This window comes from Paenibacillus faecis (assembly GCF_008084145.1).
In the GTDB taxonomy this organism is placed as follows: Bacteria; Bacillota; Bacilli; order Paenibacillales; family Paenibacillaceae; genus Fontibacillus; species Fontibacillus faecis.
In genome coordinates this window covers 813648-831371 of record NZ_VSDO01000003.1, presented here as the reverse complement: position 1 = coordinate 831371, position 17724 = coordinate 813648, and the positions used below count along the sequence as shown (strand labels likewise).

Sequence of the window (17724 nt, the reverse complement as noted above, 5' to 3'; positions counted from 1 at the left end):
GACGCCCAAAAAGAAATGCCGGGCTCTGTTGACTTTTCAGGGGGGTTATGATTAAATGTAAAAAGGCATTTTCTGTGGATATGAAAATGGTAAATATACAGTGATCGATTCCTGTTAAGGGGGTGCAATACATTGAAACCGACATTTAAGCCGAATGTGAGCAAACGTAAAAAGGTTCACGGTTTCCGCAAAAGAATGAGCACGAAAAACGGCCGTAAGGTTCTCGCTGCTCGCCGTCAAAAAGGCAGAAAAGTATTGAGTGCGTAATGCGTGCATGAAGACCACTACGGTGGTCTTTTTTTACATTGTCATAGATGTGTTTGAACCGGAGCCCCGCAAAGTCGTCTTGAAGAAGAAGAGGTGTAACCGCCTAACTTTGTGGGGTCCTTTTGTATCGTTTGCCGCAGATGGGACATGTCTATAACTACAATGACAGCCAGCCCTTCAGGGGCTTGACCGAGGAGAAGAAGCTCGTGCACAGAAAGTTGAGATTACGAAATCGGGCAGACTTCAACCGGGTTTACCGGTACGGAAAATCTTTTGCCAATCGTCAGCTCGTCGTTTACTATTCGACCCGGCCCGAAATCGAGCGTTTCCGGCTCGGCGTTTCCGCCAGCAAGAAGATCGGCAATGCCGTCGTCCGCAATCGGATGCGCCGCATGTTGAAGGAGATCGTCCGCCTGCATGAACCGGAAATCCGGGATCATTTGGACCTGATTCTGATCGTCCGCAACGGGGCGGTCGGGATGGAGTACAAAGAACTGGAGAAGAGCGTGCTTCATGTCCTGCGCAAAGCCGCGCTGCTCAAGCCTTCCGGACGGTAAGCGTGCTTGTTTCTTTGTCCCATTAAATATGGTATGATTTACGTTGTATGGATAGGTTAAGAGAGGGGTTTTGAAGTGTCGCGTCTTACGAAAAATCAAAAGAAATGGCTCCTGCTCATCCTCGCAATCGGTCTGATGGCCGTCTTGGCGGGGTGTGGCGCGAATCCGGCCAATCACATGAGTACCACCGAAGACATGCGGACAAGCGGTTCCTGGTGGACGAGAAATGTCGTTTATTACTTTTCTTTTGCTTTGGATACGTTTGCGGAATGGTTCGGCGGGGCGTATGGCTTGGCCATCCTCGTGATGGTGCTGATCGTGCGGACGCTTATTTTGCCGCTTACGCTCAAGCAGGTTAAGAGTTCGAAAGCGATGCAGGCGATTCAGCCGCAAATTCAGAAGATCCGCGAGCAGTATAAGGACAACCCGGAGAAACAGCAGCAAGAAACCATGAAGCTGTTCCAGGAAAACAAGGTTAATCCGATGGCCGGCTGTTTTCCGCTTATCATTCAGATGCCGGTGTTCATCGCTCTATATAACTCGATTTACTACAACTCGGAGATCGCGGGCCATTCCTTCCTCTGGTTGCAGTTGGGCCAGCCGGATCCATGGTACATCCTGCCGATCATCGCGGCGTTGACGACGTTCATTCAAACGAAGATGATGTCGAACATGAACCCGGCCGGCATGCAGGGCCCGATGCAGTTCATGATGTTTATCTACCCGGTATTGATCTTCGTCATGGCGATGAATTTTGCCGCGGCGCTTCCGTTGTACTGGATTTTCAGTAACTTGTACACCATCGGGCAGAACTTCTTTATTTATCGTAAGAAGGACCCGGTTGTCGCCGCCAATGCCGCTGGAGCGGGTTCAGTCTCAGTCCCTTCCGGAAAGCCGAAAAAGGGCGGTTCGAATTTAAAAGCCGGTCATCCCGGTAAAAGTGCCAAGGGGGCCAAAAAATCGAAATGAACAAGATCGTGACGTCAGGAAAAACCATTGAAGAAGCTGTAAAACAAGGATTGGCTAAGCTCGGCACCACCGAGGACAAAGTCACCGTGAATGTGTTGGAGCAGCCATCAAGAGGATTCCTGGGACTGATTGGCGTAAAGGAAGCCAAGGTCGAATTGACTTTACTTTCCGAGCAAGAGTCATCGGTTCCGCCGCAAGGGACCACCCCGGAGAAGCATGCGACGGTGTTCCCGAAGGAGCAGCCCGAGAGAGAGGCTTCCCCTGGACAGGATCCTTATGAAGCGGCGGCGTCATTCATCAAGGACGTCGGTGAAAGCATGGACATTCATGTCGATGTGGAGATCGTTCACCGGAAAGACAGTACGGTCCTAAACATTTCAGGGAGCGACCTTGGCGTGCTGATCGGCCGCAGAGGCCAAACCCTCGATTCGCTGCAATACTTGGCCAATATCATTGCCAACCGGTACTCGGACAGCTTTATTCGTCTGACTCTGGATGCCGAGAATTTCCGGGAACGGCGCAAGAAGACGCTGGAGGATTTGGCCGAGCGTCTAGCCGCCAAGGTCATTCGCACCCGAAAGGAAGTTTCTCTGGAACCTATGTCTCCTCAGGAGCGCAAAGTGATCCATTCCAAACTGCAGGATCATCCGGAGGTCAAAACGTACAGCAAAGGCGACGAGCCTAACCGGCGGGTCGTGATTACATTGAAGCAAAGCAAATGAAGCGTGAAATGCAATGGCGTCTTGCTCCGGCAAATGTCATTGCTTTTCTTTTAAATACAGGGCCTCAACCAGCGGATCTCAACCCACCCAAACCCTCCCTTACCGTAAGGGAGGGCCCCCAGGGCCGGCAGCCCTCGGGACACCCGCAAGGGGAAGAACGTGGGAGTTACAGAGGCGCTCCTGCCCGCTGTCCCCTACGGGGATGCGCTTAACTATGGTGGTGGGCACGCTTTTCCCCCTACGGGTCCGTCTTACTTTGAGTGCACCCGGGCGGACTGTAGTGGAAACAGCCGCTTTTCTCCCCGTTGGGGCACGCTTTAGGGTAGAGCTCCTGCGAGGGATCTCAACCCACCCAAACCCTCCCTTACCGTAAGGGAGGGCCCCCAGGGCTGGCAGCCCTCGGGACACCCGCAAGGGGAGGAACGTAGGAGTTACAGAGGCGCTCCTGCCCGCTGTCCCCTACGGGGATGCGCTTTAACTGTGGCGATAGGCACGCTTTTCCCCCTACGGGTCCGTCTTACTTTGGGTGCACCTGGGCTACCTGAGGGTTGGAGACACTGCTGCTTTCGGTGCACCCGGGCGGGCGATGGAAGTGATAGCCGCTTTTCTCCCCGTTGGGGCACGCTTTAGGGTAGATCTCCTGCAGGAGAAAGGGCGGTAAGTTAGTGGTTGGGGAGTAAGGTTAGGGGAAGGAGACGCTGTCCCTGCGGGATGCGCTTGCTGATGAGGGGGCATATCAAAATCGGGACTTTCAGTCGCTTAGGATATACTTATTGGTGAGGAAGATCATTCGGGCTGCGCAGCGCCCAGGATTCACGACTTTAGGTTTTGGCCGGCACGGTGAATCACCAGCGGAGCGGGGCCGAATGAATCTGGAGAAGCGTTAGCGTTCGCCTTTGCCGTTGGATTGCCACCGCTTAAGGTTGAGGTGAATGAAGCAATCCAAGGGCAACAGCGATCGGAAGATCATTCGGGCTGCGCAGCGCCAAGGATTCACGATTTTAGGTTTGGCAAGCACGGTGAATCACCAGCGGAGCAGGGCCGAATGAATCTGGAGAAGCGCTAGCGCTCGCCTTTGCCGTTGGATTGCCGCTGCTTAAGGTTGAGGAAGATGAAGCAATCCAAGGGCAACAGCGATCGGAAGATCATTCGGACTGCGGAGCGCCCAGGATTCACGAATTAGGTTTTGGCGACTTGCGCAGCGCCAAGGATTCACCCATACAGCACTAACTATCAATAATCGAGGTGATATATCATGCTAAGCGATACAATAGCCGCGATCTCGACTGCGGTCGGCGAGAGCGGAATCGCCGTGATCCGGGTCAGCGGCCCGGAAGCGATCGGCGAAGTGGGGCGGTTGTTCCGCTCCAAAACGGCATTATCGGAGGCGGAGAGCCACACCGTGCATTACGGTTTCATCGTGGACCCCGAGACAGGCGAGAAACTGGAAGAGGTGCTCGTTTCTTTGTTTCGGGCGCCGCGTTCTTTTACGACCGAAGATGTGGTGGAAATCAGCACGCACGGGGGCATCATATCGGTAAAGCGCGTGATGGATCTGCTGCTGTTGCAGCGGGGAATTCGCCTGGCGGAGCCGGGGGAGTTTACGAAGCGCGCTTTTTTGAATGGACGAATCGATTTGTCGCAGGCGGAGGCGGTTATTGATTTGATCCGGTCGAAATCCGACCGGGCTTTTTCCGTGGCCTTGAAGCAGGTGGAAGGCGACTTGTCGCGCAGAATCAACGCCATGCGGCATAGTTTGGTGGAGACGTTGGCGCATATCGAAGTGAACATCGATTATCCCGAGCATGATGTGGAATCGATGACCATGGAGTTCATCAAAGACAAATGTACGGAAGTAACATCGCAAATCGACGGGCTCCTGAAAACCGCAAACCAGGGCAAGATCCTCCGGGAAGGGATTACTACAGCCATTGTAGGACGCCCGAATGTAGGGAAGTCTTCCTTGATGAATGCGCTGGCCCGTGAAAATAAAGCGATCGTCACGGATATTCCGGGAACGACGCGCGACGTGATCGAGGAGTATGTCACGATTAACAATATCCCTTTGAAGCTGCTCGATACGGCGGGAATCCGGGAAACGATGGACGTGGTGGAGCAGATTGGCGTGGAACGGTCCAAGGCGGCCGTAGTGGAAGCGGATTTGATTTTGCTGGTCCTCAACAGTGCCGAATCGCTGCATGAGGATGAATTGAAACTGATGGAGCAATTGAAAAACAGACCGACGCTTGTGCTGTTAAATAAAATCGATCTTCCTCAGCAGTTGGATCGCGCTCAAATCGCTCATTATTTCCCGGAAAATGCTGTGGTCGAATTGTCCGCCAAAACCCAGGAGGGATTGGATCATTTGGAAGATGCGATCTCGGAACTGTTTTTTGGAGGCAAACTGGAGTCCGGCGATTTGACTTATGTCAGCAATGTCCGGCATATCGCGCTGTTGAAGAAAGCCAAGCAGTCGCTGGCCGACGCTTATGAGGCGGCAGACAGCGGAGTTCCGATCGATATTTTGCAAATCGATGTGCGTTTGGCTTGGGAACAGCTTGGGGAAGTGATCGGGGATTCCGCGCCGGATGCGCTGATCGATCAAATTTTTTCACAATTCTGTCTGGGAAAATAATGATTCCAGCGTATGCAATCCGGCGGATCATGGTATGATGATGGAGATTGATGGATTAATTTAAATTTAAAATATACGTGTGGAGAACACGAAGTGAGTCATACAAGTTCATCAAGGTTCACACTTACGTTTTAGGAGGTTTAAAAGATGGGTTATGTTGCCGGAAGTTATGACGTTATCGTCGTAGGGGCGGGTCATGCCGGCTGTGAATCCGCTTTGGCGGCGGCCCGGATGGGCTGCAGCACGCTGATGATCACGATCAACCTGGATATGGTGGCGTTTATGCCGTGTAATCCTTCGATCGGCGGTCCGGCGAAAGGCCATGTGGTACGCGAAGTGGATGCGCTCGGCGGGGAAATGGGCCGCAATATCGACAAGACTTTTATCCAAATGCGGATGCTGAATACGGGGAAAGGACCGGCCGTTCATGCCCTGCGGGCGCAGGCGGACAAGTTTTTGTACCAGCAAACGATGAAGGAAACGATGGAGCGGGAGCCGAACTTGACGATGCGTCAAGGTATGGTGGAGGAGCTGATCGTCGAGGACGGTCAATGTGTCGGTGTGATCACCAAGACAGGCGCGGAATACCGGGCTAAGGCCGTGGTGCTGACCACCGGAACGTATTTACGCGGCAAAATCATCATGGGCGAGCTTATGTACGAAAGCGGACCGAACAACCAGCAGCCTTCGGTGAGATTGTCGCAAAACTTGAAGGAGCTGGGCTTTGAATTGGTGCGGTTCAAAACAGGCACGCCGCCGCGGGTTCACAAGGACAGCATCGATTTTTCGCAAACGGAGATTCAGCCGGGAGATGAAAAGCCGAAGTTTTTCTCCTATGAAACGAAAAGCTCGGATAACGAGCAATTGCCTTGCTGGTTGACGTACACGTCTTCCGAGACGCATGATATCATCAATGCGAATTTGCATCGGGCACCCATGTTCTCCGGGGTGATTGAAGGGACGGGGCCGCGGTACTGTCCTTCCATCGAGGACAAAATCGTCCGGTTTGCGGATAAGCCGAAACACCAAATTTTCCTGGAGCCGGAAGGGAAAAACACGTCGGAGTATTACGTTCAAGGATTTTCGACGAGTATGCCGGAAGATGTTCAATTGCAAATGCTTCGGTCCATACCTGGCCTGCAAAATGTGGAGATGATGCGGACGGGGTATGCCATCGAATATGACGCCGTGGTTCCTACGCAGCTCTGGCCGTCGCTGGAGACGAAGCGTGTGCCGGGGTTGTTTACGGCAGGGCAAATCAATGGAACTTCCGGATATGAGGAAGCCGCCGGCCAAGGCATTATGGCGGGGATTAACGCGGCCCGTAAGGTTCAAGGCAAAGAGCCGGTGATCCTTGACCGTTCTCAAGGCTATATCGGCGTCCTGATTGACGATCTGGTTACGAAAGGGACAAACGAGCCCTACCGGCTGTTGACTTCACGGGCGGAGTATCGCCTGCTTTTGCGTCATGATAACGCAGACCTGCGTTTAACTCCGATCGGATATGAAATCGGGTTGATTACGCAGGAGAGATACAACCAGTTTATTGATAAAAAGGAAAAAGTTGAGAAAGAAATCGAACGGTTGCGGGAGACGAAAGTTCGTCCTTCGGAGATTAATCCGCTGCTTGAATCCATCGGCTCGGCACCGATCCAGGATGGAAGCAACTTGTTGACAATTCTTCGCCGGCCTGAAGTTACTTATGCACATGTGGGTAACTTATTCCCGTCCGAGGTGGAATTGGACGAGGAAATGAAGGAGCAGGTAGAGATACAGATTAAGTACGCGGGTTATATTGAAAAACAATTGCTTCATGTGGAAAGACTCCAAAAGATGGAGAAGAAGAAGATACCTGAGAATATTAATTATGAAGATATTCATGGGCTCGCGATGGAGGCCCGGCAAAAGCTGGCGAAAATCCGTCCGATCTCGATCGGCCAAGCTTCCCGAATCTCTGGCGTTACACCAGCCGATATCTCGATACTCCTCGTTTATCTGGAGCATTATAATCGGGTAACGGCTGCAGGAGGTTGATCTATTGGATACGATACAAACCGGTTTTCACTCCCTTCTGTTGGAGCATAAGATCGATCTTTCCCCCAAGCAGATGGATCAATTCGAGACCTATTTTCAAGAGCTGGTTTCGTGGAATGAAAAAATGAACCTTACCGGGATTACGGAGCGGGATCAAGTCTATATCAAGCATTTCTATGATTCCATCACACTTTCTTTTTATATCCCGATGGATGAGGTGCAAACTTTGGCTGACATTGGTTCCGGTGCAGGGTTTCCGGGTATTCCTTTAAAAATTTGCTTTCCGCACATAAAGCTGACGATTATTGATTCCTTGAATAAGCGAATTCATTTTTTGCAGAACGTAGTGGATAAGCTGGGTTTATCCCAAGTGGAACTCCTTCACGGGCGCGCGGAAGATTTGGGGCGAAAGGAAGGGCTCAGGGACTCTTTTGATCTGGTTACCGCGCGGGCGGTCGCTCGAATGGCGGTGCTTAATGAGTTTTGCCTGCCTTTTGTGAAGACCGGAGGTAAATTCGCAGCAATGAAGGGAAGCGACCCGGAGGAAGAAGTTCGAGAGGCAAAACGCAGTTTAAGCGAACTTAAAGGGAAGCTTGAATCAAGCCATCACTTTGAACTGCCGATGGAGAATTCCGACCGGCACATCATTATTGTCGGCAAAACGGCTCCCACGCCAAAGAAATACCCGAGGAAAGCGGGAACTCCATTAAAGCAGCCTATTGTATAACAAGATAAGCAAGCATGCTCCTAACTCTTTGTTTCACGTGGAACAATTTGTTAGGGGCTTTTTTTTACGTGACTTCTCCTAAAAAATCATTAAATAAGAGAATAGGATTATAGAGAAAAAAGTGGTAGAATAGATGTATCACGAATCATTGTCGGGGCATTTTGCTTCAATGATGGGTTATCCTTATATTCCCTGCTGCTGGGGTTCGACCTCAGAGGAGGGTTTTATACATAAGGATTCTCACTAGTATAGGTAGCACAACGCATTTTCATTTGAAAAATGTGCTGCCAAGGTGTGCCTTATGTCACTATGAAATTAGGTGGTAATCTGCGGAATGAAAGAACAATTTTCTAAATTGTTTGGTTTAACCGAACGAACGAACGGTGATGAAGTTAAGCAAATTCCGGTGGGGAACATTGTCGGAAGCCCGTACCAGCCCCGGACTATTTTTGATGATGGGAAGATCGATGAGTTGTGTCAGACGATTCGGACACATGGGGTGATTCAGCCGATTGTTGTACGATATCGAAATGACAAGTACGAGATTATCGCCGGTGAAAGACGTTGGCGGGCAGTTAAAAAATTGGGATTAGAAACCATCCCGGCTATTTTGCGGGATTTCAACGACTCCCAGGCGGCTTCGATCGCTTTGATTGAAAATTTGCAGCGTGAAGGCTTAACGGCTATAGAAGAGGCGCTTGCCTACCAAAATCTCATCGACTTGCATCAACTCACGCAAGAAAGTTTGGCACAAAGGTTAGGGAAGAGCCAATCCACCATTGCGAACAAAATACGATTGCTGCAACTTCCCGAGGGCGTTAAAGTCGCATTAATGGAACGGAAAATAACGGAGCGGCACGCCAGAGCTTTGCTTTCCTTGGATTCCGAAGAGCTGCAGATGAAAGTACTGGAAGAAGTGATCTCCAAGGAATTAAATGTAAAACAAACGGAAGCTCGAATTGCTTTCTATAAGGAAGCGGCTAAGAATAAGAAGGCCTCCAGACGAATTTCTTTTACCAAGGATGTCAGACTGGCCTTAAATACGATTCGTCAATCGATTGATATGGTGTCCGGCTCGGGTCTGGCCATTAAAACGGCCGAAAAGGACCATGAAGATCATTATGAAATTGTCATTCAAATTCCAAAGAGATAGCAGACATGCTACTGACCGGAACCGAAAGGTCTGAGGTCAGTTTCTTTTTGGGAAATGGATGGAGCTTTCTTGTTCAATCGGAAAGGGTACTCGCCAGGAGCGCTGTGGTCTTTTTGTAGCAACAACTTAGTTAACGCACACATTATTCTACAAAGAGATTCTTCTATTATATTGAGGTGAAATGGATTGTCTAAAATAATTGCCATAGCTAACCAAAAAGGAGGCGTCGGCAAAACGACGACCTCTGTTAATTTGGGAGCGGGACTCGCATCGATCGGTAAAAAAGTGCTCCTCATCGATATAGACCCGCAAGGGAATACCACCAGTGGAGTTGGAGTAAATAAAGCGGATGTAGCCAATTGCATTTATGATGTGTTGATTAATGAAGTCAACCCGCAAGAGGCTACTTTGCCCACTGAAATTGAGGGATTGCATATTATCCCGGCCACCATTCAGTTGGCGGGGGCTGAAATAGAGCTGGTTCCGACGATTTCGCGTGAAGTTCGATTAAAGAAGTCGCTGCAGCAGGTCAAACATCTTTACGATTATATTTTAATCGACTGCCCACCATCGCTGGGGATTCTTACCATTAATTCTTTGACCGCTGCGGATTCGGTGTTAATCCCGATTCAATGTGAGTATTACGCGTTGGAAGGACTAAGCCAGTTATTGAATACGGTACGGCTTGTTCAAAAACATTTGAATACTTCTTTGCAAATTGAAGGGGTTCTGTTGACCATGTTCGATGCCCGAACCAATTTGGGAATCCAGGTCATTGAGGAAGTGAAAAAGTACTTCCAGCAAAAGGTTTATAAAACGGTCATTCCAAGAAATGTTCGGTTAAGTGAAGCGCCTTCCCATGGTCAGTCCATTATTACCTATGATCCCAAGTCGAAAGGCGCCGAAGTGTATTTAGAGTTGGCAAAGGAAGTGGTTTCCTATGAGTAAACGCTTGGGGAAGGGACTCGATGCATTAATTCCGTCACTATCGGTACAGGAAGATGATAAGGTTATTGAAATTCCGTTGAATCAGTTACGCGCCAATCCCTACCAGCCGAGAAAATCATTCGATGAAGAGGCGATCCGGGAATTAGCCGAATCGATTCGTCAACACGGCGTCATCCAGCCGATTATTGTGCGAAGCGTACTTAAAGGTTATGAGATTATTGCCGGGGAACGGCGCTTCCGTGCTTCACAATTTTGCGGAAATACTACAATTCCGGCTGTTGTGCGCACTTTTTCCGACCAGCAAGTCATGGAGATCGCTTTAATCGAAAACTTACAGCGGGAGAACCTGAACGCGATGGAGGTTGCTGTTGCTTACCAAGGCTTAATGGATCAATTTCAATTAACCCAGGAAGAACTTTCCTTAAAGGTAGGTAAGTCGCGCTCTCATATTGCGAACTTCTTACGGTTATTGTCATTACCGGATGAAGTAAAGGAATATGTTTCACGTGGAACATTATCTATGGGGCATGCTCGTGCATTGGTGGGATTGAAAGATCCTGGTAAGATTAAACAGTTAGCCAAGCAATGTATTGACCATGAGTGGAGTGTACGTGAACTGGAGGATGCGGTTCAACAGCTGGATCGGAATAAGCAGGAAAAGCAAAAAACGGTAAGCAAGAAGCGGGATCCTTACATTGATGAAGTGGAAGAAAGCTTGCGCAGCCGTTATAAGACGACCGTAAAAATTAAGTCGTCAAACAAGGAAAAAGGGAAAATTGAAATTAATTTCTACAGCAAAGAAGACTTGCAACGACTGCTCGATATGCTGAATTAAACGAATGACATACTCAGCTTCCCTAAAGGGCATAGACCGCCTTATAATTAGGAAGTTGGGTATGTCATTGCATTCTTAGCGTGTTCTCGAAGGATCGGTAGGAGAGGAGGGACGATGTGAAGCAGCAGCCCCTGATATACTTGGATCATGCCGCCACTTCATGGCCCAAACCCGCTAGTGTAGGGAAAGCTATGTTGGAAATACTAAATGGACCATCGGCAAACTCGGGTCGGGGAAATTATGGGATGGCGTTACAGGCCGGGCGAACCCTGTTTCAAACTCGAGCGAAGTTGGCCGAGCTGTTTCATATTGATAACCCGAACGATCTTATTTTCACCTCCAATACTACGGAAGCGTTAAACTTGGCGCTCAAAGGGTCCCTAAGGTCAGGCGATCATGCGATTGCCACCATGGTGGAGCATAACTCCGTCCGAAGGCCGTTGGAGTATCTGAAACGAACCCGGAATATATCGGTTGATTATATCACCGTCAACCCGGATGGGAATCTTGATCTGGAACAAATGGCTAAAGCATTTCGTCCGAATACAAAGCTGGTCGTATGTGCGCATAGTTCAAATTTGCTGGGGTGCATTCTTCCTATTCGGGAAATGGGGGAACTCGCCCATAAACACGGTGCCCTATTCGTGGTGGATGCAGCGCAAACTGCTGGGGGATATCCGATCGACGTGCAAACGATGGGGATCGACCTGCTGGCTTTTCCCGGACATAAGGGATTGATGGGACCGCAAGGGACCGGGGGACTATACATCCATCCGGATGTCGATTTGGAGCCCCTTATGCATGGGGGGACGGGGAGCCAATCGGAAGCTTTGGAGATGCCGACGGTTCGTCCGGATCGCTATGAAGCGGGAACTCAAAATGCCGTAGGAATCGCCGGATTAGGTGCAGGTGTGGACTATGTTTTGGAGCATAGTGTTGCAGCTATCTATGAGCATGAATGGCAGCTGACTCAGAAGCTCATACCCGCTCTGCTGACGATCAAGGGCGTTTCTGTTTTGGGGCCGGGGTTGGACTTGCCGAGAACCGGAATTGTTGCGTTTACCTTGGAAGGGCGGGATGCCTCGGAGGTTGCCTTCCTCCTGGACCGGAAATATGGCATCGCCGTAAGGGCGGGTTACCATTGTACACCTTTGGGACATATGACGGCGGGGACAACGCAAGGGGGAGCGGTACGGGCAAGCTTCGGATACACCACGACGACGGAGGAAGTTGAACAATTGATTTTAGCGGTACAGGCTATCGCAAGTGATACTTAAATATAGGGGAGAAGAACATGCAGGAGTGGAGTAAACTTTTCTCGGATCAGCTGGCATGGATTGTCACCGGGGTTGCCGTCATTTTACTCTGGCTGCTGATATGGAATTTCATACAAGGGGCCAAGCTGCGCAAAATGCGGCGGAATTATGAGCAAATGATGCAAGGAACGGGAATTGAGGATCTTGAGAGTTTGTTGATCGATCTGAAAAATCAACAGGGCATCATCGAAGATATACAAGCGGAACAACAACAGCAACTGAAGAACATCAACGCTTTGCTCCCCAAACAAAAGGCCAAGATCGGAATCAAGCGCTATAATGCGTTTGGAGAGCGCGGAAATGAACTCAGCTTTTCCGTGGCTTTTGTGGACGACTTTAAAAACGGGATCGTCATTACCGGACTTTACAGCCGGGAGGGTTCTTATGTGTATGCCAAGCCGCTAACGGAAGGGCAATCCCAGCATGCGTTATCTCCGGAGGAAATCGAAGCTATTGCTCTCGCCGGGCAAGGGGAATAAAGCCCCGGTTCCATTCTTTAATGGCGGTCGATACGCTGCTGGAAATGATTTCCGACAAGCGCATGACCAAACTGAGACGTGTGTTTTGTAATACAAAATATTCCATAAAGCCGCCGACATTGACGATCCCCGTAACATGGATATCGCCGACCGGCGGCAATTCTTTATTTACGCCGGCTCCCGGGCGCAAAGGTCCCTGAACCACTTGAATCGAGCCCACGCTGGAAGTTTGACCGAGGCAGGCATCGATCCCTATAATGAAAGGATCTATGAACGTTTGATTGATCGTTTCCAAAGTATCTTTCAAATTCATGGCATGGACGGGTTCATCCAATGTTCCGTAGAGATGAAAGTGGTGCCGGTGATTCAGCTTGGAAAGCGCCGTTCCGACAAGCGGGCCGAGACAATCGCCGGTGGAACGATCCGTGCCGATACATACGATGACCAGATCTTGGCCTGGCGAAATTTTGGCAAAGTGCAAGAGCAAACGATGAATGATAGCGGAATGAATGCCGGGATCGGTATGGGGGATTTTCAAGTAGGGAATATCTTGCCCCGGGCCCGGTACATTAGGCTGAATTTGCGACATGGAATCTTCCTTTCCTCCACCTGGGATAGCAATACAAAGCATTGGCTGCGCTTTCGGATATTAGTAGATAGTATATGGAAATTTGTGAAGTTCTATACTCCAACTAAAGTCATAAGTGAAATAAAGCGGAATTTCCGGTAAGGAAATAAGAGAAGGAGGGAGATTCGTGGACAGTTGGTTTATCATGTCCTTCGATTCCACGCAGCAAGCCCTGCGGGCGGAGATGCTTTTGGAATACGCGGAGATCGAGATCGATTTATGCCCTACGCCCAAGGAGATTACCGCAGGGTGTGCGCTATCCATTCAATTTCCGCCGGAGTGCTTGGAGCGGGTTAAAGAGATCATAAGCCGCGAGGCGGTAGAGATTCGCGGGATCTTTATACGGGTAAACGCGGAGTACAACATGATTGACTTGGAGGAGGGAACACCATGAGAGGATGGACGCTCAAAGCAGGGGTGGAGGATATTACGCAGTCGGCGGCAGCCTGGAACGAACGGTTATGGAACTGGCTGACGAACATGAACATGTGGGAGAAGGTCCTATTTGCCGGTTTGAGGATCGTGTTGATCTTCCTATTAATCCGAATCTTCATCAAGATTATTTATCGGGTTATTGACCGATCTCTGGAGCGGCGGGAGAAAGGCCGGCTGAATGTAAATCCCCGCAGGTTCGTGACGGTGGGGGAACTCCTTAAAAATGTCACTTGGATCACGAGCAATTTCATTATGATTATGCTAATTTTGGGTGAAATTGGAATTCAATTGGCCCCGCTGGTGGCCGGGGCTGGTGTCGTAGGTCTGGCCATCGGTTTTGGCGCACAAAGCCTGGTTAAGGATGTAATTACCGGTTTTTTCATTATTCTGGAGGATCAATTCGCCGTTGGGGACGTGATTCAGACGGGGAATTTAAAAGGAACGGTCGAGGTGATCGGCCTGCGTTCTACCCGGCTTGTCAGTTGGACCGGCGAGGTGCATATCATACCGAACGGAATGATCACCAATGTGACAAACTTTTCAATCGGCACGGCCTTGGCGGTTGTGGATCTTCCATTCAGCAATGCGCGCAAGCTGGAAGACACCTTGGAACTGCTTAAGAAGTCCATGATGCAGCTGTCCGAGGAGACGCCGGAGCTTGCCCAAATCCCCAACGTAATGGGGGTACAGTCGCTCACGGCCAACGAATACGTGATTCGGATCGCGGTGGAATGTCCACCCGGGATTCGGGCGGATCTGGAGCGTAAAATTCAACGGTATGCCAAAGAGGCTCTGGAGGAAGAAGAGACCTTAAGGCTGGCACAGGAATCAGGGCAAGGGCAGGAACAGCAGCCGGGTTAAGTTTTGAAGGCAAAACGGGAAGAATGAAGGAAGTTAAAAAGACGGGAGGAGAGCGAGGATGGAGAGAAAGACCTTTCAGCTAGGCGATATCGTCCTTATGAAAAAAAATCATCCCTGCGGGAGCAATGAAATGGAAATCATCCGGATGGGGATGGATATACGGATCAAGTGTGTCGGATGCAAACATAGTGTGCTTATCCCTCGGGCCAAATTCGAAAAGAACATGCGCAAAGTTCTACGGTCGGCTGCTGAAAGTGAAGAGGGGAACTCCGGAGGGGCGCAAGAGATTTAATGAGTAAATTCAAATAACGACCTAGAAAAAAATCACGCAAGCAAGGAAAAATAGTTGCAATTCATTGAAATTCATGTTACAATCAATCTTGCTTGCTGTGGAGAGGTACCCAAGAGGCCCAAGGGGGTTGACTCGAAATCAACTAGGCGTCGCAAGGCGTGCGTGGGTTCGAATCCCACCCTCTCCGCCATCATTTTTACAATAGTGAACTCGATCCTTCTACATATGTAGAAGGTTTTTCTTTATTCTTAGGACTCTAGGTTCGCCTGGGGCGGAAAGGAGCTCTACAGATGGATTATAAAGAGGCATTGAAGCGGTATATTGAAATGACTAACACACATCACTTTGACAACATCCAACCCCTTTTACATCCGGAAGTGGTTTATTGGTTTAGTGACAAGACCTGCCGGACCATGGAGGAGATTAGGGCGTATTTTGAAAATAGCTGGAACCTGATTAAGGATGAAGTATATAATGCTTCGGAGATTCAATGGTTAGCCGCCGACGAGAAGGTGGCCACTTGTATTTATACATATCAGTATGAAGGGTACTACAACGGGGAGTATGTGAAAGGAAGCGGAAGAGCCACCAATATCTTTGTTAAAGAAAACGACGGGGATTGGCGATTAATTCATGAGCATTTAAGTCGTGATCCTGCATAAATTGAACGGCAGAAGGGACCCTTTCGGGTCCCTTTTCTGGTTGACGGTGTGCTTAATGGAATTCTTCTCTCACAACCCAAGAAACGGTCGATCCTGCGCGTATGCAGCCCGGACTAAAGAAGAGGGGTCTTCACTAACCCGGGATCTAGGCTTCTACAATGATGTGAATAAGACTCCTGAAAAATGTTGCTCGCTGATACCTCCAACGGAACCACACCTCTCTTTGCATCACCGTCTGAGTGTATTATGTGCAGTGAGCCGGGTTCTATACATCAAATTTTTAAAAAGTGCGGCTGCGGCCAAAAGTCAGTGAACACGGGCCTTCTCGGCTTTTTTCCATTTGCGGTTTTTGTTTGTCGTGTCCGGGAACGTCTCGCCGCGCTCCAGGGTGATCCGCTTCGGGTCATTGATTTGGGTATGGAAGCTGCGCGCCTCGCCGACCTCCACATAAACTCCGGGATTCGGCGCCTTGTCGCCCGGTTCAAATTCCGTACGTTCGCCCATCTTTCTACTCCTCCTTTCCGTCCCAATTAGGGGAATCAAGCATATTGTTTGTAACGCCGACTTAATCATGTACCGATTCGGACCGATAATTATTTACAGACATAATCGAAGAGGAGAGGGTGAAGGAACGTGGGAAGTCGTTTAAGAGGATTAACCATACTGGTTGTCATGGCACTCATTTTTCCATTTATGCCTATATCGGTTCAGCCGGTTCAGGCTATTGGAGAAAAAATTGAAATTTTCACGCAGCGAAATGAAGATAACAGCGTCTTGGTTGAAGGATTGGCTGAAGCTTCGTCTGTGAAAATCGAATTAAAGGACGAGGATGAAAAGCCATTTTTCTCCTCTACGGTTCAGGTAAATAAGGAAGGGTATTATCAATTGAAGACGCCTCCCTTTAATGAAGAGGTGTTCAAGCCATCCAGGCACTCCAAATACAACTATGGCGTGGGCGTTTACGTGAGCGTGCCGGGAGGCGCCCAGGCGGCTACTACCTTGCCGGATTTCCGGGATCGTTATGAATCGCCAAGTCCCTACGAAAAGTATCGCGAGGGCTACCAGGAACCGAAACCGGTGAAGTTTGAACAATATGGCGTCGGAGCACAAGCTCCCATCGCCAAAGAACCAATCCAGTTAAAAGCCGTAGATTCACCGATATCCGTTGCCGCAAGCGAATCCCATACTTTGGCGCTTGGAAAGGATGGCAGGCTTTACGGATGGGGAAAAAATACGAGTCGGGAAATCAACGAGAGCGAAATGCCGGTGCTGCCGCCGACGCTGATTACAACCGACAAAACGATTAAGAAAATCGAGGCGGGGGAGAAGTTTTCCCTATATATTACAACGGACGGAGAGTTATACGGCTGGGGCGACTTGAATCATTTGGGCGTCAAAACCATTACCGGCAAACCGACCAAAATCACTTTGATCAGCGAGCCGATCGTCGATATGAACGCGTTTAATCGCGGAGTCGCACTCCTGACCAAATCGGGGAACGTGTATCAACTGGGAGGGGTTGGCTGGGCCAATGATGAGGCTCGCGAATTCGTCCGCAATCATTTTAGACAGATCGTGATCAAGGATGCGGTTTCGGTATCCATGAGCAATATGAAAGGGTATGCGCTGAAGAAGGATGGAACTCTATGGAGCTGGAACAATTCAATCGTGGAAGGGCAGACGACCCAAGCGGAACAAATCGCCGGGTTCAAAGACATTCAAAAGTTCGACGCGGCGAATACGAATGATGAATATATCATTGCGATAGACAGCAAGGGCGACTTGTGGGGGTATGGGGACAACTCGGCGAGACAACTTGGACAGAAGGTTCCTTCCAAACTGGGAAAACCGACTAATATCACGAATATGGCGCTTAGATACAACAAGCAAACGGGCTGGAGCGCGGCTGGCAAGAAGCTGAATTACACAGCGGTTTCCTTGAACGTAAACGGCGTGTTGCTGCTGACCGAGAATCACGAAATGTTGACGTATAATACGTATCCACGTCTCGGTGACTTAAATAAAAACGTAAGTTACATAGAAAATACGAGTCGGAACATGTATTGGATCAGCGGCGGTAAATTGTGGGTGTGGGGAAATGGTAACGAATACGGCCAACAAGGAATTGGAGTCAAAGCGAAGTAGAACATTGAGGCATATAGCAGTATTATTTAGGTTCTTGCAGAGCGGGTTTCGATTTGATA

Annotated in this window: 19 protein-coding genes and 1 tRNA gene; 18 read left to right on the top strand and 2 right to left on the bottom strand. The window is 49.5% G+C overall.

Annotated elements, in window-relative coordinates:
* The first annotated feature begins 132 nt into the window (after positions 1–132).
* From rpmH to FRY98_RS17095, 12 genes are all read left to right on the top strand, one after another.
* Complete coding sequence (rpmH, locus tag FRY98_RS17150) at positions 133–267, top strand: 50S ribosomal protein L34 (protein ID WP_040735642.1); 135 nt, start codon at positions 133–135, stop codon at positions 265–267.
* Positions 268–473: 206 nt separating this feature from the next.
* Positions 474–824 (top strand): ribonuclease P protein component, encoded by a 351-nt coding sequence (gene rnpA / locus FRY98_RS17145; protein ID WP_148454135.1) that lies wholly within the window; start codon positions 474–476, stop codon positions 822–824.
* 75 nt (positions 825–899) lie between these two features.
* Complete coding sequence (locus tag FRY98_RS17140; protein WP_211373314.1) at positions 900–1793, top strand: YidC/Oxa1 family membrane protein insertase; 894 nt, start codon at positions 900–902, stop codon at positions 1791–1793.
* Complete coding sequence (jag, locus tag FRY98_RS17135) at positions 1790–2515, top strand: RNA-binding cell elongation regulator Jag/EloR (RefSeq protein ID WP_148454133.1); 726 nt, start codon at positions 1790–1792, stop codon at positions 2513–2515. Before FRY98_RS17140 ends, jag begins: the two co-directional genes overlap by 4 nt.
* Positions 2516–3770: 1255 nt before the next feature.
* On the top strand, positions 3771–5150 hold the full coding sequence (gene mnmE, locus FRY98_RS17130) for a tRNA uridine-5-carboxymethylaminomethyl(34) synthesis GTPase MnmE (protein ID WP_148454130.1): 1380 nt from the start codon (positions 3771–3773) through the stop codon (positions 5148–5150).
* 147 nt (positions 5151–5297) lie between these two features.
* Complete coding sequence (gene mnmG, locus FRY98_RS17125) at positions 5298–7184, top strand: tRNA uridine-5-carboxymethylaminomethyl(34) synthesis enzyme MnmG (protein ID WP_148454128.1); 1887 nt, start codon at positions 5298–5300, stop codon at positions 7182–7184.
* A 4-nt stretch (positions 7185–7188) separates the two neighbouring features.
* On the top strand, positions 7189–7911 hold the full coding sequence (rsmG, locus tag FRY98_RS17120) for a 16S rRNA (guanine(527)-N(7))-methyltransferase RsmG (RefSeq protein ID WP_148454126.1): 723 nt from the start codon (positions 7189–7191) through the stop codon (positions 7909–7911).
* A gap of 334 nt (positions 7912–8245) precedes the next feature.
* Entirely contained in the window at positions 8246–9064 is an 819-nt protein-coding gene (gene noc / locus FRY98_RS17115) for a nucleoid occlusion protein (RefSeq protein ID WP_148454124.1), read from the top strand.
* Positions 9065–9250: 186 nt separating this feature from the next.
* Positions 9251–10012, top strand: coding sequence for a ParA family protein (locus FRY98_RS17110; protein ID WP_148454122.1), 762 nt, complete (start codon positions 9251–9253; stop codon positions 10010–10012).
* Complete coding sequence (locus FRY98_RS17105) at positions 10005–10847, top strand: ParB/RepB/Spo0J family partition protein (RefSeq protein ID WP_148454120.1); 843 nt, start codon at positions 10005–10007, stop codon at positions 10845–10847. The genes FRY98_RS17110 and FRY98_RS17105 overlap by 8 nt, the downstream gene beginning before the upstream one ends.
* A gap of 116 nt (positions 10848–10963) precedes the next feature.
* Positions 10964–12124 carry an aminotransferase class V-fold PLP-dependent enzyme gene (locus FRY98_RS17100; protein WP_148454118.1) on the top strand — a complete coding sequence of 387 codons (1161 nt, stop codon included), beginning with the start codon at positions 10964–10966 and terminating at the stop codon, positions 12122–12124.
* A 17-nt stretch (positions 12125–12141) separates the two neighbouring features.
* Complete coding sequence (locus tag FRY98_RS17095; RefSeq protein WP_148454116.1) at positions 12142–12642, top strand: DUF4446 family protein; 501 nt, start codon at positions 12142–12144, stop codon at positions 12640–12642.
* On the opposite strand, the gene yyaC is transcribed toward FRY98_RS17095, so the two are convergent.
* The gene (yyaC, locus tag FRY98_RS17090; RefSeq protein ID WP_148454114.1) at positions 12614–13231 is read right to left on the bottom strand and encodes a spore protease YyaC; all 618 of its coding nucleotides are present in this window, start codon (positions 13229–13231) and stop codon (positions 12614–12616) included. The genes FRY98_RS17095 and yyaC overlap by 29 nt on opposite strands.
* 166 nt (positions 13232–13397) lie before the next feature.
* Between yyaC and FRY98_RS17085 the strand changes: the two genes are divergently transcribed.
* The 5 genes from FRY98_RS17085 to FRY98_RS17065 all read left to right on the top strand — a co-directional run bounded on the left by FRY98_RS17085 (position 13398) and on the right by FRY98_RS17065 (position 15520).
* A complete protein-coding gene (locus FRY98_RS17085; RefSeq protein WP_148454112.1) occupies positions 13398–13664 on the top strand; it encodes a putative Se/S carrier protein in 267 nt (88 codons plus the stop codon).
* Positions 13661–14566 (top strand): mechanosensitive ion channel family protein, encoded by a 906-nt coding sequence (locus FRY98_RS17080; RefSeq protein ID WP_148454110.1) that lies wholly within the window; start codon positions 13661–13663, stop codon positions 14564–14566. The genes FRY98_RS17085 and FRY98_RS17080 overlap by 4 nt, the downstream gene beginning before the upstream one ends.
* Positions 14567–14624: 58 nt before the next feature.
* Positions 14625–14858, top strand: a complete 234-nt coding sequence (locus tag FRY98_RS17075; RefSeq protein ID WP_148454108.1) for a DUF951 domain-containing protein — start codon at positions 14625–14627, stop codon at positions 14856–14858.
* A 99-nt stretch (positions 14859–14957) separates the two neighbouring features.
* A tRNA-Ser gene (locus tag FRY98_RS17070) sits at positions 14958–15048 on the top strand.
* Between the two features lie 100 nt (positions 15049–15148).
* Positions 15149–15520, top strand: a complete 372-nt coding sequence (locus tag FRY98_RS17065) for a YybH family protein (protein WP_148454106.1) — start codon at positions 15149–15151, stop codon at positions 15518–15520.
* Between the two features lie 306 nt (positions 15521–15826).
* Here the strand turns inward: FRY98_RS17065 and FRY98_RS17060 are convergent, their stop codons facing one another.
* Positions 15827–16024 (bottom strand): YjzC family protein, encoded by a 198-nt coding sequence (locus tag FRY98_RS17060; RefSeq protein ID WP_148454104.1) that lies wholly within the window; start codon positions 16022–16024, stop codon positions 15827–15829.
* Between the two features lie 129 nt (positions 16025–16153).
* On the opposite strand from FRY98_RS17060, the gene FRY98_RS17055 reads away from it, so the two are divergent.
* On the top strand, positions 16154–17665 hold the full coding sequence (locus FRY98_RS17055) for an RCC1 domain-containing protein (RefSeq protein WP_148454102.1): 1512 nt from the start codon (positions 16154–16156) through the stop codon (positions 17663–17665).
* Positions 17666–17724 lie beyond the last annotated feature (59 nt).

What these genes read in the sequence shown, in the direction of transcription:
- FRY98_RS17060 (WP_148454104.1), bottom strand. Translation starts at nt 16,024, where the DNA reads ATGGGCGAACGTACGGAATTTGAACCGGGCGACAAGGCGCCGAATCCC.
- FRY98_RS17105 (WP_148454120.1), top strand. Translation starts at nt 10,005, where the DNA reads ATGAGTAAACGCTTGGGGAAGGGACTCGATGCATTAATTCCGTCACTA.
- yyaC (WP_148454114.1), bottom strand. Translation starts at nt 13,231, where the DNA reads ATGTCGCAAATTCAGCCTAATGTACCGGGCCCGGGGCAAGATATTCCC.
- mnmE (WP_148454130.1), top strand. Translation starts at nt 3,771, where the DNA reads ATGCTAAGCGATACAATAGCCGCGATCTCGACTGCGGTCGGCGAGAGC.
- mnmG (WP_148454128.1), top strand. Translation starts at nt 5,298, where the DNA reads ATGGGTTATGTTGCCGGAAGTTATGACGTTATCGTCGTAGGGGCGGGT.
- FRY98_RS17080 (WP_148454110.1), top strand. Translation starts at nt 13,661, where the DNA reads ATGAGAGGATGGACGCTCAAAGCAGGGGTGGAGGATATTACGCAGTCG.
- FRY98_RS17075 (WP_148454108.1), top strand. Translation starts at nt 14,625, where the DNA reads ATGGAGAGAAAGACCTTTCAGCTAGGCGATATCGTCCTTATGAAAAAA.
- jag (WP_148454133.1), top strand. Translation starts at nt 1,790, where the DNA reads ATGAACAAGATCGTGACGTCAGGAAAAACCATTGAAGAAGCTGTAAAA.
- noc (WP_148454124.1), top strand. Translation starts at nt 8,246, where the DNA reads ATGAAAGAACAATTTTCTAAATTGTTTGGTTTAACCGAACGAACGAAC.
- FRY98_RS17065 (WP_148454106.1), top strand. Translation starts at nt 15,149, where the DNA reads ATGGATTATAAAGAGGCATTGAAGCGGTATATTGAAATGACTAACACA.
- FRY98_RS17095 (WP_148454116.1), top strand. Translation starts at nt 12,142, where the DNA reads ATGCAGGAGTGGAGTAAACTTTTCTCGGATCAGCTGGCATGGATTGTC.